General features: G+C 44.0%; 21 protein-coding genes. 7 read left to right on the plus strand and 14 right to left on the minus strand.

The genetic code is table 11. The annotated features are described in order from the left end of the window. Window positions 1-107: 107 nt before the first annotated feature. The 3 genes from AC3CID_RS12530 (at window position 108) to AC3CID_RS12540 (ending at window position 3867) form a co-directional block, all read left to right on the plus strand. The gene (locus tag AC3CID_RS12530) at window positions 108-851 is read left to right on the plus strand and encodes an AraC family transcriptional regulator (protein WP_114633962.1); all 744 of its coding nucleotides are present in this window, start codon (window positions 108-110) and stop codon (window positions 849-851) included. Window positions 852-934: 83 nt separating this feature from the next. Continuing rightward, the gene (locus tag AC3CID_RS12535; RefSeq protein WP_017084229.1) at window positions 935-2623 is read left to right on the plus strand and encodes an AMP-binding protein; all 1689 of its coding nucleotides are present in this window, start codon (window positions 935-937) and stop codon (window positions 2621-2623) included. A 338-nt stretch (window positions 2624-2961) separates the two neighbouring features. Next, window positions 2962-3867: a LysR substrate-binding domain-containing protein gene (locus AC3CID_RS12540; protein ID WP_488526636.1), complete on the plus strand. Its 906-nt coding sequence runs from the start codon at window positions 2962-2964 to the stop codon at window positions 3865-3867. Between the two features lie 161 nt (window positions 3868-4028). Here the strand turns inward: AC3CID_RS12540 and AC3CID_RS12545 are convergent, their stop codons facing one another. Next, the gene (locus AC3CID_RS12545; protein ID WP_054547531.1) at window positions 4029-4235 is read right to left on the minus strand and encodes a DUF1127 domain-containing protein; all 207 of its coding nucleotides are present in this window, start codon (window positions 4233-4235) and stop codon (window positions 4029-4031) included. A gap of 103 nt (window positions 4236-4338) precedes the next feature. On the opposite strand from AC3CID_RS12545, the gene AC3CID_RS12550 reads away from it, so the two are divergent. Then, on the plus strand, window positions 4339-5289 hold the full coding sequence (locus AC3CID_RS12550; RefSeq protein ID WP_054547530.1) for a LysR substrate-binding domain-containing protein: 951 nt from the start codon (window positions 4339-4341) through the stop codon (window positions 5287-5289). A gap of 45 nt (window positions 5290-5334) precedes the next feature. After that, window positions 5335-5553 (plus strand): VF530 family protein, encoded by a 219-nt coding sequence (locus tag AC3CID_RS12555; protein WP_488526637.1) that lies wholly within the window; start codon window positions 5335-5337, stop codon window positions 5551-5553. Window positions 5554-5657: 104 nt separating this feature from the next. Here AC3CID_RS12555 and fusA read toward each other — a convergent pair whose 3' ends face one another. Further along, window positions 5658-7745 (minus strand): elongation factor G, encoded by a 2088-nt coding sequence (gene fusA, locus AC3CID_RS12560; RefSeq protein WP_004734469.1) that lies wholly within the window; start codon window positions 7743-7745, stop codon window positions 5658-5660. Between the two features lie 234 nt (window positions 7746-7979). Next, window positions 7980-9362, minus strand: a complete 1383-nt coding sequence (radA, locus tag AC3CID_RS12565; RefSeq protein WP_017090138.1) for a DNA repair protein RadA — start codon at window positions 9360-9362, stop codon at window positions 7980-7982. 161 nt (window positions 9363-9523) lie between these two features. Between radA and AC3CID_RS12570 the strand changes: the two genes are divergently transcribed. After that, window positions 9524-11872 (plus strand): PilZ domain-containing protein, encoded by a 2349-nt coding sequence (locus AC3CID_RS12570; RefSeq protein WP_488526638.1) that lies wholly within the window; start codon window positions 9524-9526, stop codon window positions 11870-11872. A gap of 89 nt (window positions 11873-11961) precedes the next feature. On the opposite strand, the gene serB is transcribed toward AC3CID_RS12570, so the two are convergent. After that, window positions 11962-12942, minus strand: a complete 981-nt coding sequence (gene serB, locus AC3CID_RS12575; protein ID WP_004734472.1) for a phosphoserine phosphatase — start codon at window positions 12940-12942, stop codon at window positions 11962-11964. A gap of 109 nt (window positions 12943-13051) precedes the next feature. Between serB and AC3CID_RS12580 the strand changes: the two genes are divergently transcribed. Then, window positions 13052-13663 carry a YtjB family periplasmic protein gene (locus AC3CID_RS12580; RefSeq protein WP_017080011.1) on the plus strand — a complete coding sequence of 204 codons (612 nt, stop codon included), beginning with the start codon at window positions 13052-13054 and terminating at the stop codon, window positions 13661-13663. 238 nt (window positions 13664-13901) lie between these two features. Here AC3CID_RS12580 and deoD read toward each other — a convergent pair whose 3' ends face one another. From deoD to AC3CID_RS12630, 10 genes are all read right to left on the minus strand, one after another. Continuing rightward, on the minus strand, window positions 13902-14621 hold the full coding sequence (gene deoD, locus AC3CID_RS12585; protein ID WP_004734474.1) for a purine-nucleoside phosphorylase: 720 nt from the start codon (window positions 14619-14621) through the stop codon (window positions 13902-13904). Window positions 14622-14685: 64 nt separating this feature from the next. After that, complete coding sequence (locus AC3CID_RS12590) at window positions 14686-15906, minus strand: phosphopentomutase (protein WP_488526639.1); 1221 nt, start codon at window positions 15904-15906, stop codon at window positions 14686-14688. Between the two features lie 76 nt (window positions 15907-15982). Then, on the minus strand, window positions 15983-17311 hold the full coding sequence (gene deoA / locus AC3CID_RS12595) for a thymidine phosphorylase (RefSeq protein ID WP_102534921.1): 1329 nt from the start codon (window positions 17309-17311) through the stop codon (window positions 15983-15985). A gap of 111 nt (window positions 17312-17422) precedes the next feature. Then, window positions 17423-18199 (minus strand): deoxyribose-phosphate aldolase, encoded by a 777-nt coding sequence (gene deoC / locus AC3CID_RS12600; RefSeq protein ID WP_004734477.1) that lies wholly within the window; start codon window positions 18197-18199, stop codon window positions 17423-17425. Window positions 18200-18722: 523 nt separating this feature from the next. Further along, the gene (locus AC3CID_RS12605) at window positions 18723-19985 is read right to left on the minus strand and encodes a NupC/NupG family nucleoside CNT transporter (RefSeq protein WP_004734478.1); all 1263 of its coding nucleotides are present in this window, start codon (window positions 19983-19985) and stop codon (window positions 18723-18725) included. Between the two features lie 204 nt (window positions 19986-20189). Beyond that, window positions 20190-21020 (minus strand): TatD family hydrolase, encoded by an 831-nt coding sequence (locus tag AC3CID_RS12610; protein ID WP_488526640.1) that lies wholly within the window; start codon window positions 21018-21020, stop codon window positions 20190-20192. Then, the gene (locus AC3CID_RS12615; RefSeq protein WP_157936365.1) at window positions 21001-21156 is read right to left on the minus strand and encodes a DUF5363 family protein; all 156 of its coding nucleotides are present in this window, start codon (window positions 21154-21156) and stop codon (window positions 21001-21003) included. The genes AC3CID_RS12610 and AC3CID_RS12615 overlap by 20 nt, the downstream gene beginning before the upstream one ends. 105 nt (window positions 21157-21261) lie before the next feature. Next, window positions 21262-22842 carry a peptide chain release factor 3 gene (gene prfC / locus AC3CID_RS12620; RefSeq protein ID WP_237290382.1) on the minus strand — a complete coding sequence of 527 codons (1581 nt, stop codon included), beginning with the start codon at window positions 22840-22842 and terminating at the stop codon, window positions 21262-21264. 173 nt (window positions 22843-23015) lie between these two features. After that, on the minus strand, window positions 23016-23471 hold the full coding sequence (rimI, locus tag AC3CID_RS12625) for a ribosomal protein S18-alanine N-acetyltransferase (RefSeq protein WP_029222296.1): 456 nt from the start codon (window positions 23469-23471) through the stop codon (window positions 23016-23018). Further along, window positions 23464-23862 (minus strand): DNA polymerase III subunit psi, encoded by a 399-nt coding sequence (locus tag AC3CID_RS12630; RefSeq protein WP_488527294.1) that lies wholly within the window; start codon window positions 23860-23862, stop codon window positions 23464-23466. Before AC3CID_RS12630 ends, rimI begins: the two co-directional genes overlap by 8 nt. Window positions 23863-23872 lie beyond the last annotated feature (10 nt).

Raw genomic sequence — 23872 nt, forward strand, 5'->3', positions numbered from 1 at the left:
TGCCATTCACTTGCACTTTTTTGTGGTACTTCTAATCTAATTGTTACGTATAGTAATTTAGCTAAATTTAAACCCACATTTAAATATGAAATAGAGTTGGTATTTATATGAAAGTAGTAACACCTTTATTATCAGATAAGGATAGCGACTTTAACGCTGTTATTATCAATAAAATAAGCCACTACTTTCCTATTGAAAACTTTGGACAAGATATATCTATAATCAGTAACTTAGATGTAAGGTTAGTGTTTTTCATATTGAATAAGCCAGATAAACTTCAACTACTTACAATGGCTTTAGCTATTTGCGAGAACCTAAATAAAAGAATAGTTCTTATTTGCTCAGACCCGTTACCTAATATCGTTCGAAATCATAAGAATATATTCTTTATTATCGAAACAAACAGTAAACATCTGACCAGTACATTCGAAGAACTTAAGAGTAAAACACAGCATATCTTCGAGCCTCATTTTGATCTCGACCGAGATACAAACAACAACAATCAATTACCTGCAAAGTTGTTTACCTCTGAAGTCGTTAACTTTGTTATGGACAACATCAACAAAGAAATCAGAGAAACAGAAATCGCAGAAAAGTGTCATTGTTCAACAACCTACTTTTCTAAGAAGTTTCATCTACACTTTGGGGTAAGCTTTAGAGACTTTGTGTGCGATAAACGAATCCTGTTAGCCAAAAAGTTAATCGAAGCCGATACCGAATCAAAAATAGCTGTTATTTCTTACCAATGTGGATACAAGGATGTGTCGTATTTTTCAAGAATCTTTAAGAAAAGGACCGGAGTAACACCCGCAAGTTACAGACGTGCCTGCACGGATAACAGAAAACGCTAATTTTACTCCCTAAAAGAAAAAATCATGGTACATTTAACATGATTTTAACAAAAATAACTTAGCGAAAAACATGGAGTTAGACAATGATTCAGCCTAACGAGTTTAGCCAAGAAAAAGCAACAGCTCTCCCTACACCCAATGACATGATTTTAAAATGGGCAGAAGAACGCCCAGATGAAGTCTATTTAAAACAAATCATCAACCGCCAATTTGTTGAATTTACTTATAAAGAAGTCGCCGACAAAGCACTAAAACTGGCGTCAGCATTAGAAGGACTCGGAGCCCAACCCGGCGATCGAGTCGCTCTCGTTTCAAAAAACTGTGCAGAGTGGTTTATCTGTGATCTTGCCATGATGTTAGGAGATTTTGTCAGCGTCCCAATCTTTCCAACAGCGGGTGCAGACACTATTCAATACTGTATTGAACACAGTGAAAGTAAGATTGTAATTGCAGGTAAGCTTGATGATCCTAAAGCCACTCAAAAAGTACTCGATGATAATCCGAGTCTAATTAGTATCTCGTTACCCTACGATACTGCCGCTAAGTGCCAGCACACTTTTGAGCAACTTATCGAGACACATGAACCCTCAACCAAACGACCTCAGCATCACGATGATAAGCTGATGTCGCTTGTGTATACTTCGGGTACGTCTGGGTTACCGAAAGGCGCAATGCTCACGTATGGTGCCTTTACATGGTCAGTTCAGAGGTTAATCGATCACATTGGTATCCAACCCGGCGATCGCCTGTTTTCTTATCTGCCGCTTGCCCATATAACCGAACGAGTGTACATCTTTGGTTCTTCAGTGATGGGTGGGGTGGTTACTGCTTTCCCTGAATCTTTAGACACATTTATTGATGATGTAAAAATGCATCGTCCAACTTTGTTTATTTCAGTTCCTCGTTTATGGACTCTATTCCAACAACGAATCCAAGATAAGCTTCCACAGAAAAAACTGAACTTCTTACTTAAAATTCCGTTCGTGAATAACCTCATTAAGAAGAAACTGGCTGATGGTCTGGGGTTAGACCAAGCTCGCGTTCTTGGCTGTGGCTCAGCTCCGGTATCACCAGCTCTACTTGCATGGTATGAGAGTGTTGGCCTACACATTACCGAAGCTTGGGGAATGACTGAGTCTTTCGCCTACAGCACGATTAACCACCCGTTTAGAGCAGACAAAATTGGCACTGTAGGTAATGCTGGTCCGGGCATTGAACTCAAAATTGCAGAAGACGAAGAGATTTTAGTTCGAAGCAAAGGCATGTTCTCTGGTTATTACAAAAATGACATTGCAACTCAAGAATCTTTTAACTCAGAAGGTTGGCTTCATACGGGCGATATTGGTGATATCGACAGCGAGGGCTATTTAACGATTCGTGGGCGTAAGAAAGATACCTTTAAAACCGCGAAAGGCAAGTTTGTCGCTCCTGTACCAATCGAAAATAAACTCTTTGAGTACAGTCGTGTCGAAATGATGTGTTTGATAGGCTTAGGCTTACCTGGCCCTATCCTGCTCGTGGTACCGCATGACTTCCCTAATTTTGATCGGGCTCGTTACGAAAGAACAAGCAAACGCGTCATTGAAAAAATGAACGAACAGTTAGCTTCGCACGAGAAGATCAAAGGCGTACTGATGATTAAGGAACCATGGAGCATCGATAATGGTGTTCTTACTCCAACTCTCAAGATAAAGCGACACATCCTTGAGCAGAAATACCATGAAGTCGGTCATAACTGGCCGAAAGATAAATTGGTAGTTTGGGAAGAGTAATCAAAATAGAGAAGGAGCCTGTACGGCTCCTTTTTTGTAAGCTCAACTTATAGGTATTTAGTGTAATCAGCCGCATCATTGCTCCCATAGTCCAGACCGATGTCCTCCCTCATTCGACTGCTCAGCGTTTCCGAACTAATAACTTGTCTCGATTTAGCCGTCTTACTCATCTTGGTTATATCATTAACTTTAAGCATCTGATTAACAAATCTGCCGACCCAACAGGTTATTGTTTTCATTTACTCTCTCTTGTATTCCTTGTTTATTTGTCGCTATTATGGAAATAACCTGTTCGATAAGCGAACAACCATTGTTAACAAGGACTATAAGCTGAGATTATGGACAGTAGACTGCGCCACCTTTCTGGTCTCCGTTATTTTGAAGTTGCAGCACGCTTAAATAGCTACAGTAAAGCTGCTGAAGAACTGTTTGTTAGCCAAGCAGCCGTCAGCCAAAAGATCCGCCAGCTAGAAGAACAGCTTGGATGTAAGCTTTTTATTCGTAAAGGACGCGTAATGGCCTTAACACAAGAAGGACGTACCCTTTTTAGGCATGTCTCGGACGGGTTCGAAGAGGTAATCGTAGGATTAAATAAGATCCAATCAGAGCCCCTTCAAGGCGTTCTTGTTGTTAGCAGCCCTCCTTCATTTGCTTCCCGCTGGCTGCTGCCGAGGCTTTGGAAATTCTCAGTCAAACACCCTGAGATTCCAATTAAGGTGCTAACAGCGTCTGATACCCCAAATTTAAAACATGGTGAGATTGATGTGGCTATTCTGCAAGGCGAGGACCTATGTGTTGAGGAAGGCTTGAGTCTTGAGATGCTAATCAACGAACCCATCTATCCTTTTTGTTCACCTGAACTGGCCAACTCTTTAAAGTTCACGTCACCTGAACAATTACTCAAATGTTGGTTAATTCAATTTAATAGCGGATGCTTCCCTTGGGAAGAGTGGTTCAAACAAGCCAACATATCCACTCAAGGCAAAACAATGCAATGGATGGAAGTAGGTACCTTCGATATGGGGTTAACGACTGTCATGGCTGGACATGGGGTCTGCCTTGCTACAGATAGCTTGGCTGGTGATTTTATCGAACGTAACCTACTCGTTAAGCCATTCAATATTGGGATGACACCCGGTGTTCAGGTCAATCTCTGCTTTGATCCTAGCTCTCCAAGAAAAGAGCGAGTGACTGCGTTTACTCATTGGTTACATGAAGAAGTAAACGAGGTATTGGAGAACTAGCTCTGCCTATCAGCTTCTGAAATAAACAGTTCCCCAATAACTAAATACAGAATAGCAACGTAACTCTTCTACGCCGACAAAGCTATGTTGAGTAAAAACTATGTAGGGTAAAAACAGCGTTAAATAAAATCCACCTTGAGTAAAAGCTACGCTGCCCTGACTCACTCCCAAAACGATTTCTTCAGTTCTTGATCGACTTGATCCTGCGTAATCCCGACATCTATTAATAAATACTCTGGTAACTCAGACAGCTGCTTTCTGGTTCTACGATTCTGAAGATAACGCTCAAAGTTAGAATAGAATTTCTTAACTGATAACGATGACAAAAATGAATGGTTGGTATTTTCGGTTGCTGTGATCGTATTCATAGCCTTTCTCCTGTTGATCTTTCGCTTTGTTATGGTCAATAATCGACCAACAGAGCAACATCGACAAACGATAGATACTGACATTCAGTTAAGGAAAACTAATGTGAGAGAACGAACCCCACCATTTCAAGGGATCTATTACTTTTACACTGCAGCTGAAACTGGCAGTTTTAAACTCGCGGCTGAAAAGCTGTTTGTCACGGCAGCCGCCGTCAGCCAACAAGTTCGCCAACTTGAAGAGTGGTTAGGTGCAGACTTGTTTATTCGCCAGCACCGAAAAATAGTACTCACTCACGAAGGTGAAGTACTTTACCTGCAAGCTAAGAAAGGCTTTGCCCACATTCAAGATGGTGTGAGGCGAATTAACCAAGACCCAAACCCTACTCAACTTTCTATTTCAACCGTGCCATCATTTGCCCAACATTGGTTGGTTCCTAGAATTGGTGACTTTCGCGATCGCCACCCTGACCTATCCATGCTGATTGAACCGACCAATAAGCTAGTCACGTTTGAAGATTCTAATGTCGATGTCTGCGTTCGGTATGGTCACGGTAACTACCCAAATATCGAGTCTCGTTGGTTAATGGACGAGGTGGTTTACCCAGTTTGTCACCCGATTTATCAAGAGAAGCATGGGATCCATGACATTGACGATCTGCATAAAGCTGAATTGATTGAAGATCGATGGCCAGATATGGATTGGAATCTATGGCTAGACATTGTTGGAGCGAAGGCTGGACGCTCATCATTGCAATTTGATGGCTCGCATTTTGTTTTAGAAGGTGCATTATCCGTACAAGGCGTTGCTCTTGTGAAGCACAGTTTGGTGTATCGGTATTTGCAGGAAAAGAAACTCGTTCGAATCGGTAACATCGCACTTAAGCCCAAATACAATTACTTCCTATGTGCGCCAGCTGGATACTTTCATCGCGAGAAAATCAAACGCTTTGAAGCTTGGATGCAAAGTCAGGTTCAGTTATTTGGAAATAAAGGTCGAGAAGAACTAACTATTATCGAGACAGATTACCAACTTAAATGGTCTGATAATTCATAAAGCGAAACTGGTATACTGAGCTCAAATAAATGGCGAGAACATCTCATGACACAAGAAAATAACCCGCTTCACGGCATAACACTGCAGAAGCTACTGACTGAATTGGTTGAGCATTACGGTTGGGAAGAGTTGAGTTATATGGTGAATATCAACTGCTTTAAAAAAGACCCAAGCATTAAATCTAGCTTAAAGTTTTTGCGTAAAACAGACTGGGCTCGAGTGAAGGTTGAATCGATTTACATTGAGCTAAAACAGAACCCTTAAGTCTTAGTCTTAGTCTTAGTCTTAGTCTTCCAAGAGTAAGATAACAAAAAGCCCCGCAAGCTTTCACTTGCGGGGCTTTTTTAGTTAATTTAGAAAAGAGCTAATTACTTACCAGCTTCTTTTTCTGCTTTAACTTTAGCGATTACTTCTTCTGCCACGTTCATTGGACATGGAGAGTACTGTGCGAATTCCATAGAGAATTGGCCACGGCCTGAAGTAATTGTACGTAGGTGACCGATGTAACCAAACATTTCTGAAAGTGGTACGTCAGCTTTAATACGAACGCCAGTTACGCCAGCTTGTTGATCTTTGATCATGCCACGACGACGGTTAAGGTCACCGATAACATCACCAACGTGATCTTCTGGAGTAAATACGTCAACGTTCATGATTGGCTCAAGAAGTTGCGCGCCAGCTTTAGGCATAGATTGACGGAATGCACCTTTCGCTGCGATTTCAAATGCGATTGCAGATGAATCGACTGCGTGGAAACCACCATCGTAAAGTTCAACTTCAACGTCTAGCGTAGGGAAGCCAGCTAGTACGCCGTTTTCCATCATGCCACCAAAGCCTTTCTCAACAGCAGGCCAGAATTCTTTAGGTACGTTACCGCCAACAACTTTTGAAGAGAACGTAAAGCCAGAACCAGGTTCGCCAGGCTTGATACGGTAATCGATCTTACCGAATTGACCAGAACCACCAGACTGTTTCTTATGCGTGTAGCTATCTTCAATTGCTTGAGTGATAGTTTCACGGTAAGCAACTTGAGGAGCACCAACTGTTAGGTCAACGCCGTAAGTACGCTTAAGGATATCTACCTTGATGTCTAGGTGAAGCTCACCCATACCTTTCAGGATAGTTTCGCCAGTTTCTTCGTCAGTTTCAACTTGGAAAGATGGATCTTCTGCAACCATTTTACCGATAGCGATACCCATTTTCTCAGAACCGCCTTTATCTTTTGGAGATACAGCGATAGAGATTACTGGAGTTGGGAATACCATTGGCTCAAGCGTTACTTGATCTTTAGGATCACATAGAGTGTGACCTGTTTGCACGTTCTTCATGCCAACGATCGCAATGATGTCACCAGCTTGTGCGCTAGTTAGTTCGTTACGGTCATCAGCTTGCATCTCAACCATACGGCCAACACGCTCAGTTTTACCTGTGAATGAGTTAAGAATCGTGTCGCCTTTGTTCAATTTACCAGAGTAAATACGAACGAAAGTTAGAGCACCGAAACGGTCATCCATGATTTTGAATGCAAGCGCTTTAAACGTTTCTTCAGTAGAAACGATAGCGTGGTTGCCAGTTTCTTCGCCGTTCTCGTCCATTAGAGGTTGAGGATCAACTTCAGTTGGAGAAGGTAGGTAATCTACAACAGCGTCAAGAATGATTTGAACACCCTTGTTCTTGAATGCAGAACCACAGTAAGTTGGGAAGAACGCTAGGTCACGAGTACCTTTACGGATACAACGCTTGATGTCTTCGATAGAAGGCTCTTCACCTTCCATGTAAGCTTCCATTAGGTCATCGTCTTGCTCTACAGCAGTTTCGATTAGCTCTTCACGGTATTGCTCTACGTCGTCTACCATGTCCGCAGGAACATCTAGAATTTCGTAGTTTTCAGGAAGACCAGTGTCATCCCAAACGTATGCTTTACGGCTTAGAAGGTCTACAACACCCACGAATTCATCTTCGCGGCCGATTGGTAGAACCATAACTAGAGGAGTTGCACCTAGAACGTTTTTAACTTGGTCAACAACGTTGTAGAAATCTGCACCCATACGGTCTAGTTTGTTAACGAAGATCAGACGAGATACTTCTGATTCGTTAGCGTAGCGCCAGTTAGTTTCTGATTGTGGTTCAACACCACCAGAACCACAGAATACACCGATACCGCCATCAAGTACTTTAAGAGAACGGTATACTTCAACTGTGAAGTCAACGTGTCCAGGAGTATCGATAACGTTTAGACGGTGACCGTTCCAGAAACAGCTTACAGCTGCTGATTGGATAGTAATTCCGCGCTCAGCTTCCTGTTCCATGAAGTCAGTAGTTGATTCGCCATCATGTACTTCACCAGTCTTGTGGATCTGACCAGTTAGCTTAAGGATACGCTCAGTGGTAGTTGTTTTACCCGCATCAACGTGCGCGAAAATACCAATGTTTCTGTATTTCGATAAATCTGCCATTGTCTTACTCTGTTAATAGGATATAAAATGCGCGCAGAGTATATCACAATCTGTGAAGACTGATAGCTTTGCATGCATTTGGGACTAAAAAACTTTGCCTTTTTCTAACATATAGAAAAAGGCAATCTGTAGAAACAATCTAAATGATTGTTAAGTTTAGTGCTAACTTAAAGCGAAAATAGCGTTTAAGTTAGACTGAATTTCTGCTGTATAGAGTAGCTGAAGTGAGCTCAATTACAACTCATCAAAAGCATTAATTGCTTCTGATAATTTTTTCACACCGTGGATCTGCATTCCTGGAATGCCCCCTTTTGGCATGTTGGCCGCCGGAACAATCGCTCTCTTAAAGCCATGTTTAAATGCCTCATTTAAGCGTTCTTGCCCGCTCGGTACAGGTCGAATCTCACCCGCGAGGCCTACTTCGCCAAAAACCACCACATCTTTTGGCAATGCACGGTCTCTGAAACTCGAAAGTAAAGCGATCACTAATGCAAGATCGGCACTGGTTTCGGTTACTTTAACACCACCGACGACATTCACAAACACATCTTGGTCAGCCATTTGTAAGCCACCATGTTTATGCAGCACGGCTAATAACAGTGAAAGCCTGTTTTGCTCTAGACCAACAGCAACACGACGTGGATTAGCGAGCTGGGAATAGTCCACCAGCGCTTGGATTTCAACAAGAAGTGGACGTGTCCCTTCCCACACAACCATGACCGAACTGCCCGAGGTTTCTTCTTCACCGCGAGACAAGAAAATAGCCGATGGGTTGCTGACTTCTTTTAGTCCTTGGCCTGTCATCGCAAACACACCAAGCTCATTCACTGCACCAAAACGATTTTTATGGCTACGCAGGGTTCTAAAACGACTATCCGTTCCGCCATCCAACAACACAGAGCAATCAATAATGTGTTCCAGTACTTTTGGCCCCGCTAATGTGCCGTCTTTAGTTACGTGTCCCACTAAGAACACCGCAACGTTGTTCTGTTTCGCATAGCGCGTTAATGCGGTTGCCGATTCGCGCACCTGCGCCACACTGCCCGGAGACGATTGAACATCAGCGACATGCATAACTTGGATTGAGTCGATAACCATGATTTTAGGTTGCTCTTTTTCGGCAATCTGACAGATCTTATCAACATTGGTTTCAGAGAGCATTTTGAGATGTTCTTTCGGTAAACCGAGTCGAGAAGCTCGCATCGCGACTTGTTGCAGTGATTCTTCACCAGTGACATAAAGTGTTGGCAACTGAGAAGAGAGCTGACACATGGTCTGCAATAACAGCGTTGATTTACCGGCACCAGGGTTACCACCAATCAGAATTGCAGCGCCAGGTACGACACCACCACCGAGCACGCGGTCGAGTTCTTTGAAACCACTGCTAAAGCGAGGGACTTCTTGCAGGTTAATTTCCGATAATGTCTGAACGCTCGATTCTGTTGCCCCACCCGCGTAACCACCACTGAGTCGTTCATTACGCGCAACTTGAGGTGAAGCCGCTAACCTAACTTCGGTAATCGTGTTCCAAGCACCACATGCATTGCATTGCCCCTGCCAACGTGGAAAGTCAGCACCACAGTCATTACACACATAAGCTCGTTTTGCCTTAGCCATAAAACCTCAATAATTTACTCTGTTACACAATGATGTTGTCAATTTGTGACTTATTTGACCGTACGGGTGAAAATAAAAGTTGCAGTCATACCAGTTATACTTAAAGATCGATTTAAACTAGTCGATAACATAAACGTACCGTCCATTCTAACAAGAAAAGTATGCAGCAATCTGAAATTCTATCTGTAGCAGAGCGACTCATCCCAGCCTACCACGCTGAGGATTTCGACTTCCTTCTTTCTCAAATGACAGAAGGTGAATCCCCGTCTCTGAAATTGCTCGTTAAAATGGAACTGAATCGTATCATGGCTCCGTGCACAAAGAGCATTGATTTACGCGGACGTATTGACACTGAATGCCGTCAATTTACGTTAGATGGTCGTAAACACTGGCTTGATGATATTGCTTTGAACGCGTATCAACGTGGTACTAAAAAGTTTAAAGGCTATACAGAGGGCGCGTGGGAGTTAGTGATGACTCCGCGAACTCAACCACTTCGTAATATCGTTAAAACCTCGTCTCAACATAATCAAGATCTCACTAACGCTAATAGCCCGTATGAAGCGGAAGCCATTAACCTCGGTTACGACTTAAAGCGTCAAGAAAACAGACTCAAGATTAGCTCACAGGTTGAGGTCACCACATCTAAAGGCCAAAGCCTACACGGTGTGACGGTTGATATTTCCCCGTCGGGTGCAAAATTCAAGGTACCGAGCGCCTTTAAGTACAACCTCGGTGAGATCATCAGCGTTAAGTTCACAGAGCTTATCGAAAAGTCGCAAGAAAACGATGTTTACCAAGCGGTCGAATTCCGCGTTCTGGGCATTGATGAGTCTTACGAGAATAATGCCGTCAAATTCTTAAGAACCATCAAGGTAAGCAATAACAATATTGTAGCCCGCTTGCTTGATGAGTCTTTGAATAGCTCAAGCAAGAAAACCAGCCATGAGAATCAAGATAGAATCATTCGAACTCGTACTCGAGGTATCGAACACACCTATCTCAAACACACCTGTAATCTTCCTCTTTTCTTTAGCGGCGGTGAGCTAAAGCTTGCTCTACTTACGGATAACAACCATCCGCTGTGGCAATACTGGCACGATGAGCGAAACCAACAAGCACTGGGTACCCTGTTCAACGAACAACGAATGAACTTGCTGGCTAAACCTGGCGTAAAGGGAACCAGTAACGTTATTTACTCGTTTACTCATGAGCATCAAGACAAGACCTTGTTCTACTCAATGATGCTTCCTGAAGCCTCTCGTGAGCAAAGACAGTTGTTCTGGCACATCGGTGGTAAACGTAAAAGCTGGAAGGCGTTCAAGTTCTCGGTGTTCGAACTTTCAGACACCGAGAGACAAGCCTTAGCCAAGCACTCGGATACGTTAGCTCAAAGCTCAGCACAACTGACGCATTGTGGAATCTTGCAAGAGATTGGCGATCACGAAAGTGCGGCTGACTATCTATTGAGTGAAAAACCTCGTATTCCAAGCAGTGAACTGAACCGCTTCCGTCATCCGCGCTCTGTAGTGGGGAATATTCAAAGTATCTACTTCGACTCTCAAACTCGTCGCAAAGAACCGAGGTATCAATTTAAGTCGCCGTTACAACTCACCTCACAAGATGGCGCCGCGGCTAACGGACATACCTTAGATATCTCTAAACGTGGACTCAGCATTTCCCTTGAGCATCCGATGGTACTCAAGATTAATGACCCGGTATTAGTAAACTTCAATGAACTGCAGCTCTACGACAAAAACCTGCCATTAAGCACCGTGCCTTACCACGTGATTCGAGTCAGCCCGAATGGTCGCAACGTACAGTTGGTTATCGCCGAGAACACAAAGACAATGCGTACTATCGCCTTTCTCAATGGGCTTATCGATCAAAACCAAAGCAAGTTGATTAAGAAGAAAGAGATACTGCCAACACATTCTCTGCTCGAGTCTCTACACAACATTTTGCTGAGCAAGATGGTCAGCAACCCAATATTCATTGATAAACCGGGCTCAACACTGCGTTGTAAGATCATTGGCGTAAACTTCCCGCTGAATAAACACTTAGCACTGCTCGCTAAGCTTGGCCACAACCAAAAGTTCTCACTCGAACCTATTTTCAAAGGGCACTCTAACTCGCTGTTGGCTGAACCACTGAAAAGAATTGAAGGTGCTGAACCTAAACACCATGACGTCTATATTGCTGCGGTTAAGTTTGGCGACAAGATCCAATCCGTACACACGAAGTTGGTCAAAGACTTCGCCTCGGCAAAGGAACGCATCTTATTCATCAAGAAAGCTCAGCATTTAGGTGACGTGTATGTACTACGAGTCACTACTGCACCTATTTTTAATCCGCTAACGAGTTTATTCCAGTCTGATTTAGAAGAGCTCTCACGCATCAGCATGCACCAAGCTAAGAAGCTAGAGAATGAGGTCACGGCTTTTATTGGTTATGGTGAGATAGAAGATATTACCGATGAAGTGTTGATTCGATTGGAGCTGACACGCTAGACTACAGCGGCGTCTTAACTTGAACATGAAATAGAAAAAGCAGGCTGATAGCCTGCTTTTTTGTACTCGTTATACCGCCCTAAATATGACTAAGGCTTCGCTTGCCAGCTGATTTTTTGCTGCTTAGCTAACACACCCGACAAGATGCAAAGTACCCCGCCTAAACCGGCATAACGCACAGCAGTTTGAGCTTGTTGCTCTACTTTTGGCTTCGCATGGTAGGCGATGCCTAAACCTGCAGAGCCCATCATAACCAAGTCATTAGCACCATCACCAACGGCAACAGTGTTATGCAATTCCAATTCGTACTCTTCAGCCAACTCTACCAAGATATCCGCTTTAGTCTGCGCCGAAACAACATCGCCTAAGACTTCACCCGTCAACTTACCATTGATGATTTCAAGCGTGTTTGACTGAGCGTGGTCAAGATCAAGCGTATCTTTCAGATAGTCAGAGAAGTAAGTAAAGCCACCTGAAGCAATTGCCGTCTTCCAACCAAGCTTATTCAGAGTATTCACTAGCTCAACCAAGTCTGGCATGAATGGCAATGATTGACGCACTTGCTCCAAAATAGATTCATCCGCACCTTTCAGTGCGCCTACTCGTTGACGTAGGCTCTGTTCAAAGTCGAGCTCACCTTGCATTGCTCGCTCGGTGATTTCAGAGACTAATTCCCCCACTCCAGCTAGCTTTGCAATCTCATCGATACATTCAATTTGAATCGCTGTGGAATCCATATCCATTACAATCAAACCTGGCTTAGATAGGTCTGGGACCTCGCTAAGGCAAGCATAATCAAGCTTTAAGGCCTGTAGGATTTCTTCGTGTGCTGGTGTTAGGTTGCCTGACATCAAAGCCACTTCATAATGCCCTACCTTCCACGTATCAAGAATGGTGTTGTAAGTGCCTGTGAAAAAATCGATGTCATCGAATGATTGTGGTGATAGATACTCACCGAATACAATCCAGTTGGCTTTGGCTTTAGCGAGTTGAGAAGCGAAACGAGTCTCGGGGAGTCGAGTTAATAATGTCGTATGCCTTTTAATCGGCAGATATTTCTGAGCGTCCATGTGTATGATTCCTAATTAACTATGCTAAACGTTAACCTATTGCAATTTGAAAACGCAAGTCTCAATATGTCTTAATCATAACATTTGTTTATTTCAGGCTTCGTGAAACATGAATGAATCATTGTTCTCAATACGTAACGCTTTACGAATGCTAGCCCTCATTTTGTTGGCTACTATGTTCGTTGTAACGATTAAAAATACAGTCGTGATCAGTAAAGGTAACGAGAAGATCCAAGCAAAGCAGCTAGAAACGCTGACTAAGTTGCTTATCTCTCAGGCATCACTTTCTGCCAGTAAAGCGATCACACAACAAGACCAAGAGCGACTGCTTGATCTCACCAATCAGCTGTCTCAAGATCGCTTGGTATTCGATACCACGATATACGATGCAGAGGGGATTCGACTGGCTTCGAGTGAAAAAGCACTCTCAGTACGCGAAGTTCTAGGCTTAGATACGCCACTTTCAACAGCAAGTATCGGCAGACAGCAATTAGTTGAACCTATCTACTCTCCAGAGAAAGCGATCATTGGATTCATTCGTGTGACCTTTGAAACAGGTAAGATGACGGCGATTTCTGATCACCATTATCGTAAAAGTGATCGCTACATGATCGGCATGGTGTTGATGGGGTTTGTCAGTGGCGTGCTGTTTGTCATGCTCATTCGTAGAAGAAAAACCAAGTCTGGTGAGAACTTGCTGCTTAAGAATGCAAACTCATAAGCTTTGTCATAGGGTCTTGGGTCTTGAAATCACTAAATAAAAACCTCGGATTAGGCAAGATGAATTATTTCGATTGAAATCACATAGCCTTCAGAATCCAAGAAATAGCGCTCAGTAATACATCATTACCAATAAAAAGCCCCGACGCTCAGGCAGCGACGGGGCTTTTTGTTATCTGTTAGTTTGGCTAGCTATAGGTATTCGAGAGCTAGAAACGACTTAAACCACAAAGTAACTCTTACTCTTGATCACCAAGAAGCACAGAGTCTAGTGCGATAACCATCATGTCGTTGAAGGTCGTTTGACGCTCATCTGATGTGGTTTGCTCACCAGTTTTGATGTGATCAGAAACAGTACAAATAGTCAGAGCTTTTGCGCCGTATTCAGCACACACACCATAGATACCTGCCGCTTCCATCTCGACGCCAACAATGCCGTATTTGTCCATCACTTCGAACATCTCTGGATCTGGCGTGTAGAACAACTCCGCCGAGAACAGGTTACCCACTTTTACGTCTACACCACGCGCTTTTGCTGCATCTTCTGCCGCACGCACCATTTTGTAATCTGCGATAGCCGCGAAGTCATGGCCTTTAAAGCGAATACGGTTCACTTTTGAGTCAGTACACGCGCCCATGCCAATCACCACATCACGCACTTTGATATCTTCACTCACTGCACCACAACTGCCGACACGAATGATCTTTTTCACACCAAAGTCTTTGATCAGTTCAGTCGCGTAAATAGAACAAGATGGAATGCCCATACCGTGCCCCATAACCGAAACCTTACGACCTTTGTAAGTACCCGTGTAACCAAACATATTACGAACATCACACACCTGAACCACTTCTTCTAAGAAGGTTTCAGCGATGTATTTAGCGCGTAGCGGATCGCCTGGCATTAGAACTACATCAGCGAAATCACCCATTTCAGCATTAATATGTGGAGTAGCCATTGAAAATATCCTTAATCTCAAAACAAAAAAGAAGAGAGAGGTTTCCCTCTCTCTTAGTTAACCATTACAGAAAGCTTGTACCGTATCCCATTGGCGATGTGCCAAAGTATGACGCTAAGCTTTGACCGATATCAGCGAAAGTATCACGACGGCCTAGAGAGCCTGCTGGAACCTTGTTACCGTAAACAATCACAGGGATATGTTCACGAGTATGGTCTGAACCCGGCCATGTTGGATCACAACCGTGGTCTGCAGTTAGGATAAGCACGTCATCTTCTTTCATCATATCGATGATTTCATTGATACGGCCATCGAAGTACTCAAGCGCAGCTGCGTAACCGGCAACATCACGACGGTGGCCGTATGCTGAGTCGAAATCAACGAAGTTAGTGAACACGATAGTGTTGTCGCCCGCTTCAGTGATCGCTTCTTTGGTTGCTTCAAATAGCGCTGGAATACCTGTTGCTTTGATTTTCTGAGTGATACCACAACCTGCGTAGATATCAGAGATCTTACCGATTGAGTGAACGTTGCCGCCCTTCTCATCAACCAGCTTCTGAAGTACCGTCGCCGCTGGTGGCTCAACAGAAAGGTCACGACGGTTACCAGTACGTTCGAATTGACCTTTACCTGCACCAATAAACGGACGAGCGATAACACGACCAATGTTGTAGTCAGCTAGCTCTTCACGAGCAATCTGACAAAGGTCTAATAGGTTTTGTAGGCCGAATGTCTCTTCATGACATGCGATCTGGAAAACAGAGTCTGCAGAAGTGTAGAAGATTGGCAGACCAGTCTTCATGTGTTCTTCACCTAGGTTATCTAGGATTTCTGTACCCGATGAGTGGCAGTTACCTAAGAAGTCAGATAGACCAGCACGCTCAAGGATGCGATCTGTCAGTTCTTTTGGAAAGCTGTTCTCTTTGTCAGTGAAGTAGCCCCAGTCAAACAATACCGGTACACCTGCGATTTCCCAGTGACCTGATGGCGTGTCTTTACCAGAAGACAGCTCAGCAGCATGACCGTAAGCGCCAATGATCTCAGCGTCTGCGTCCATACCAGGAGCAAAGCGACCTGTCGACTCTTTGTGAGCCATCGCTAAACCTAGCTTAGACAGGTTTGGCAGCGTTAGTGGACCTTTACGATCCGCGTTGTCTGCAAGGCCTTGATCACAATGGTCAGCAATGTGACCCATTGTATCCGAACCTACATCGCCGAATGTGTCAGCATCCGCTGTTTCACCGATACCGAATGAATCTAAAACTAAAATAAATGCTCTTTTCATTTTCTTCACCAACTTATTGCTCTTTGCACCAGAACTCTGTTTATCGGTATACACGAGGTATACCGATATCTGTTATTTACACGTCTTCAGAACGAATCTGACGGTAAACATCTGGCGTTGCTGTATATTCTCCGCCCACAGTGATTGCATTTTGTAATGCCGTCGCAGCTTCTTGCCACTGTTGTTCATTGCGAGCATGAATCATTGCTAATGGTTTATCGTCGCTTGCTACTTCGCCAAGGCGAATGAAGCTATCAAAACCGACTGCGTAATCAATGCTGTCTGTTGCTACGCGGCGACCACCGCCCATACCAACGACAGCCATACCAATTGCACGCGTATCCATCGCAGATACTACACCGCTTTCGATGGCGTACACTGGTTTAACAATTTCTGCTTTTTCTAGGTAGTTATCGTAGTTCGTTACGAAATCTACTGGACCACCAAGGCCCGCTACCATCTTACCGAAGCACTCTGCTGCTTTACCGTTATCCAGTACTGCCATCAGTTTTTCACGCGCTTCATCTGAATCTTTTGCTAGGTTACCCAGCACCAACATTTCCGCACACGACGCTAGCGTGATTTCCAACAAACGTGGATTACGGTATTCGCCTGTTAGGAATTGAACCGCTTCACGGACTTCAACTGCGTTACCCGCTGAAGAAGCCAGAACTTGGTTCATGTCCGTTAGGATTGCTGTTGTTTTAGTGCCTGCACCGTTTGCTACTGCAACGATAGATTTTGCTAACTCTTCAGATGCTTCATACGTTGGCATGAATGCGCCTGAACCGACTTTTACGTCCATTACTAGAGAATCAAGACCAGCGGCCAGTTTCTTAGATAGGATTGAAGCGGTGATCAGTGAGATGTTGTCTACTGTTGCTGTGATATCACGAGTCGCATAAACACGCTTGTCAGCAGGTGCTAGGTCACCGGTTTGACCGATGATAGCCACGCCAGCTTCTTTGGTTACGGCACCAAACACATCGTTGGTTGGTGTAATGTTGTAACCAGGGATAGATTCTAGCTTGTCTAGCGTACCGCCAGTGTGGCCTAAACCGCGACCAGAGATCATTGGAACGAAACCGCCACATGCTGCCACCATAGGGCCAAGCATCAGAGAGGTTACGTCGCCAACACCACCAGTAGAGTGTTTATCAACGATTGGGCCATCAAAGTTCATGTGGCTCCAGTCAATCACCATGCCTGAATCACGCATTGCACATGTTAGTGCGATACGTTCTGGCATCGTCATTTCATTAAAAAAGATAGCCATTGCGAATGCGGCAATTTGGCCTTCAGAAACCGTGTTTTTAGCGACACCTTGGATGAAAAAGTTAATTTCTTCTGTGGTCAGTACTTCGTTATCACGTTTTCTGCGAATAATTTCTTGAGGTAGATACATTAGTGCCTCCCAAACTCTAGTGAGTATGGTGTGTAGGGAAAGAGGTAATATGGAGTGACTTAACGCCACTCCATCAAACAGACTTAATTTTTATATACCCGAATGGGTAAATTAGTATGCTGCTGGATCAGCAGTCTGGTCTGTCACTTCTAATGTATTAAGAAGGTTAGTCAGTAGGCTTGAAGCACCAAAACGGTAGTGCATGTTGTCTGCCCACTCAGCGCCTAGTAGCTCATCAGCCATTGCTAGGTAAGCTTGAGCATCTTCAGCTGTACGTACGCCACCAGCTGGTTTGAAACCAACAGTTTTAGCCACGCCCATGTCACGAATAACTTCAAGCATCATGCGCGCGAACTCAGGAGTCGCGTTTACTGGCACTTTACCTGTTGAAGTTTTGATGAAGTCTGCACCTGCTTCGATACAGATCTGAGAAGCTTTCTTGATAAGTGCTTCTTCTTTTAGCTCACCAGTTTCGATGATCACTTTAAGCGTGATGTCACCACAAGCGGCTTTACATTGCTTAACTAGCTCAAAGCCAACTTCTTCGTTGCCAGCAATAAGAGCACGGTATGGGAATACTACGTCAACTTCGTCTGCGCCGTACGCTACCGCTGCTTTCGTTTCTGCAACAGCAATTTCGATGTCGTCATTACCATGAGGGAAGTTAGTTACAGTCGCGATGCGTACTTCTGGAGTACCTTGCTCACGCAACGCCTTCTTAGCGGCTGGGATGAAGCGAGGGTAAATACAGATTGCAGCGGTGTTACCAACTGCAGTCTTCGCGTCATGACAAAGCGCCACTACTTTTTCAGTAGTATCGTCATCATTTAGCGTAGTTAGGTCCATAAGTTTAAGTGCACGTAGAGCTGCTGCTTTTAAATCGCTCATTTCTATCTCCGATCAATATATTCAAATAGTTAACTACTTCGCCACCCATCCAGTATAGATGGATATTTTAGTAATGCTCAGTAGTCACAAATGAACGGACTTGGTTCCCTGAAGACTTGATAACTTTCGCTATCAATTGCAATCCTTGTCACCGCACAGTACCAGTTTGGTCTATGGCACAACAAATCAGTCATGTTGTGTCTAACATCTATAGCGTATCGCTAAGTTTGGCTTAATCCCAGAAGAATAACCTTTAGATAAATCCAAGCAGTTACTTTCTTGCCAACAAGAGACATCCTGTCCCTTAAGCTTATACATTATAGGTATCCATCAATAAATTGTAGTGCTCCTTAGAACGCAAACGGTTTGTATCTCAAAAAAACATTCTAGACCCATTTTCGACTCCAAGCATTCACTCATGCTAATGCTCAAAATCACTAGGCCCAAAAACAAAAAAGCCCCGCAGCAATTTCTTGCTACGGGGCGATATTATTATGGCGTCTATATATCGATTTCTAACTGATTAGAAAGACAGGAAGAAGCCAGCAATTGTTGCTGCCATCAGGTTAGATAGAGTACCAGCTACAACCGCTTTAACACCCATACGTGCGATGTCGTGACGACGGTTTGGAGCAATACCACCTAGACCACCTAGAAGAATCGCAATTGAAGAAAGGTTTGCGAAACCACATAGAGCGAACGAGATAATTGCTTGAGTCTTAACAGACATTACTTGACCAGTCGCTTCAACGATTTGAGCGTTGTCACCGATGTATGGTACGAAGTTTAGGTATGCAACGAATTCGTTAACAACTGTCTTCTGACCAATGAAAGAACCAGCAATAGTTGCTTCTTCCCATGGAACACCAATGATGAATGCTAACGGTGCGAAGATCCAACCTAGAAGAAGTTCTAGAGTTAGGTTTTCCATACCGAACCAACCACCGATGCCACCTAGGATACCGTTGATAAGAGCGATTAGACCGATGAATGCTAGTAGCATTGCACCAACGTTAAGTGCTAGTTGTAGACCAACTGACGCACCGCCAGCAGCTGCATCGATAACGTTAGCAGGCTTGTCGTCGCCACCGTCGATGTCTGAACCTAGGTTCTCGTCAACTTCATCAGTTTCAGGCTTGATGATTTTAGCGAATAGTAGACCACCAGGTGCTGCCATGAATGACGCTGCTACTAGGTACTCTAGAGGTACACCCATAGATGCGTAACCCGCTAGTACACCACCAGCAACAGATGCTAAACCACCACACATTACTGCGAATAGTTCAGAGTTAGTCATTTTAGGAACAAATGGACGAACTACTAAAGGTGCTTCAGTTTGACCAACGAAAATGTTTGCTGCTGCAGACATTGACTCGGCGCGAGAAGTACCTAGAGCTTTCTGAAGACCACCACCAAGAACCTTGATTACAACTTGCATCGCACCAATGTAGTAAAGTACAGAGATAAGAGCAGAGAAGAAGATTAGTGTTGGTAGAACTTGGAATGCAAAGATGAAACCGATACCGTCAACTGAGAAGTTAACAAGGCTACCAAATAGGAAGCCAGTACCATCTTTACCGTAGTCGATCACGTTTGCTACACCAGCAGAGAAACCTGCAAGTAGATCACGACCCCAAGGGATGTAAAGTACGAATGCACCAAGTGCGAATTGGATAGCGAAAGCGCCACCCACTGTTCTGATATTAATTGCTTTGCGGTTGTCGGATAGTAGTACTGCGATTGCAATCAGTGCAACCATTCCGACGAGGCTCATAAACAGGCTCATAGTTTATGACTTCCTTATTAGTTATTTATTGGCGTGTTACAAAATGGGGCTATAAAGCGGAAGCAATTATACTCATGCGACCACTAATAAAGTAATGCCGTCCTCACACTTTCGTACAAGATTCATGTACCATTCACACGCAAATGTGAACCAAATCACAAGCTCGGTGCAATTTACGCAAACGATAAACAAAAACCTTCGATTTTATTCACATATACCGAATGCTCGATGGCTATTTTGCCAAATTTGCGCTGCAACCGATTGCTTTGGCTCTTTTCTAAGCAAAAATAGTTCATTTAAGATCGTAACTAAATGTTTGGAATGATTAACATTTCCTTGATTTCCATACATGGGCATGTCCGGTGCATCCGTTTCTAATACCAGGCATTCAAGAGGCAGTTTTGCGATGGTTGTGCGTGTTTTTTGTGCTCTGGGGTAAGTAATCGTTCCACCGACACCAATATAGAAACCGAGCTTGATCCACGCCAAAGCTTGCTGTTCACTCCCTGAAAAACCGTGAATCACCCCACCAAAAGTGAACTTGTGCTGCTTTAATAGTTCAATGAGTCGGTTATAAGACTTCCTCTCATGGATGATCAAAGGCAGCTCAAATGCCTTCGCAAGCTCCATTTGTTGGATGAAAAAGCGTTCTTGTTTCTCCCGCTCGACATCGACAAAAAAGTCGAGACCACACTCTCCTATCGCAACGCATTGACTGTTTTTTGATGAGAGTAATTGGCGAAGCTCTGAGAATTGCTCGCCATTGGCTTGCTCTAAAAAGTAAGGGTGAAAACCTAAGGCGTAGTAAACATTAGGGTAAGATTTGGCGATTTTATCGAGCTTCGACCAGTTACTTTGGCCAATAGAAGGAATAAGAATCTTCTCGACTTGAGCTTGTTTCGCTTCTTTAAGATAGCTATCAATACTTTGATCCGGTGTAGCTCCCTGATCAATTACAATATTTTGCTCAAACGCCTTAAAATCCGCATGGCAATGAGTATCAAACAGCGGAAAGTCACTTATTTGCTGTGTCATCTTCCCTACTCTCTGTTTGTTTCCCTTGGGGATCACGACGATAAGCCACGCAGCTGCGCTTGTTCTCAGGCGTTAAACCAAGCTCCTCGCACCACTTATCGTATTTCTTAATCCAAGCTTTTATCCAACTGAACATCATTGCCTCTAACCTCAGCCTCTAAGCCTTAAATAAAACGCATTAAAAAACGCCTATTGCAGAACAATAGACGTTTTTGTTTAACTCGAATAGAGCGCGGAGAAATTAGTGCTCGCGCGTCGCTCGGAACTGAACGTCAGGGAAACGTTCAGAAGCTAGGTTCAAGTTCACCATTGTAGGTGCGATGTAAGACAGGTTATCACCACCATCTAACGCTAGGTTAGCTTGGTTCTTACGTTTGAACTCTTCTAGTTTCTTCGCGTCATCACATTCAATCCAGCGAGCTGTTGCAACGTTAACACCTTCGTAGATAGCTTCTACGTTGTATTCCGCTTTCAAGCGCGCTACAACCACGTCGAACTGAAGTACACCAACCGCACCAACGATCAGGTCGTTGTTCTGCATAGGACGGAATACTTGTACTGCGCCCTCTTCAGAAAGCTGAACCAAACCTTTTAGAAGTTGCTTCTGCTTTAGTGGATCGCGTAGACGAATACGACGGAATAGCTCAGGCGCGAAGTTGGGAATACCAGCGAACTTCAAGCTTTCGCCTTGAGTAAAGGTATCACCAATCTGGATTGTGCCATGGTTATGCAAGCCAATGATGTCACCAGCATACGCTTTTTCAGCTCGCGCACGGTCGCCCGCCATGAAAGTTACCGCATCCGAAATACTTACGTTCTTGCCAGTACGAACATGATTCATCTTCATACCTTGGTTGTAAGTACCCGAAACGATACGCATGAATGCGATACGGTCACGATGTTTTGGATCCATGTTTGCTTGGATCTTAAAGACGAAGCCAGAGAACTTCTCTTCTGTCGCTTCAACATCACGCTCGTTAGCTTGACGAGTTTGAGGACCCGGAGCCCACTTAGTCAAACCATCTAGCATGTGGTCAACACCAAAGTTACCCAATGCTGTACCGAAGTAAACAGGCGTTAGTTCACCAGCAAGGAACAAATCGAGATCAAACTCAGGACATGCGCCAATAACCAATTCAAGCTCTTCACGAACACTGCTCGCCAGATCTTCGCCAACAGCTTCGTCTAGTTCAGGGTTATCTAAACCTTTAATGATGCGAACTTCTTGGATCTCATGGCCATGGCCAGATTCGTACAAGATCGTTTCATCACGATGAATGTGATAAACACCTTTAAACTCTTTACCACAACCGATTGGCCATGAGATTGGAGCACAAGCCATACCTAGCTCGCTTTCCACTTCATCAAGCACTTCCATTGGGTCACGAACGTCACGGTCAAGTTTGTTCATAAACGTTACGATTGGAGTATCACGTAGACGCGTTACTTCCATCAATTTACGAGTACGATCCTCGACACCTTTCGCAGCATCGATAACCATCAAACAAGAGTCAACCGCTGTTAGTGTACGGTACGTATCTTCCGAGAAATCTTCGTGTCCTGGAGTATCGAGTAGGTTTACTAGGCAATCATTGTATGGGAATTGCATTACCGACGTAGTTACCGAGATACCACGTTCTTTTTCCATCTCCATCCAGTCAGATTTAGCGTGCTGGTTAGAGCCACGGCCTTTTACGGTACCCGCTTTTTGAATCGCGTTTCCGAATAAAAGAACTTTTTCAGTAATCGTGGTTTTACCCGCATCCGGGTGAGAGATAATTGCAAACGTTCTACGTTTGCTCACTTCTTGTTGGAAAGACATAGTCGCCCTTTGCTGATCTAAAGCGTAAAAAGGGCAAGTAGATAATACTTGCCCTTGAATTCTGTGTGCGGATTATACAGAAAGCGAATCACTTTCTAAAGGGTCAGTTTGCACCCTATTTATCGCTGATTCTGTGGTTAGCTATTTAGGGTTAGCTAAAAGACATAATATGATTAGCTAAACGACATGAAAAGATAGCTCATAATGATCGCATCTTCGTTGCCTTGCTTGGTTGGGTAATAGTTACGACGGCGATCGACTTCATTAAAGCCAGCCTTCTCGTAAAGATTAAAAGCATTCACATTACTTTCGCGAACTTCCAGCCAAGCACTTTCAGCGTCAGCCTGTTCACACATATCGAGAAAGTGCTCAACCAAAGCTTTGCCGTAACCTTTACCTTGCTGCTTGGGGTCAACCGCTATCGTCAGCAAAGTCACTTCACCGACAATGTTCTGAGCATAGAAATAGCCGACAACCTCTCCATCCACCTCAAGAACACGATGGCTGCCTCCGCGGCTATTAAGATCACGGATCATGTTTTCAGACCAAGGATGAGAATGCGCGGTCTGCTCAATTTGCCAAATAGCGTCGAGGTGTTGTTCTGAAGTCGGTAATAATTGATTAGTCATAAGCACAAATTTGTTGCCATAAGTCGCGGCGATGTTGGTTATTACCGTTAATGTCAGACAGTAATGGAGATTGAAGTGTTTTTGCCTTCAGTTCATAGGCAGATTCACAACCAGCAAACCATACCCATTCAACCGAACCTAAATCCACAGCAGACAAGTGTTGTGGTTGAAGGTGTAAAGCCTGAGATAAGTCGAGCTTGATACTTTTAAGTACGCGTTCAAACATCACGGCGAGATCTTCCTGAGGTTTTTCAGGCGAAACCAGTAGCAACTTGCAGTCGCTCGATAGTGGAATCAATTCAGATTCGTAGCCAACCAAACGCTCTGGGTGACTAAGCTCCCATTGGCTGATGCCCATCTCTTGCAGGTATTGTGCGTGTGTTTGTGACATATCTAGCGGT

The sequence above is a fragment of the Vibrio sp. QJM3NY_21 genome (genome assembly GCF_057785975.1).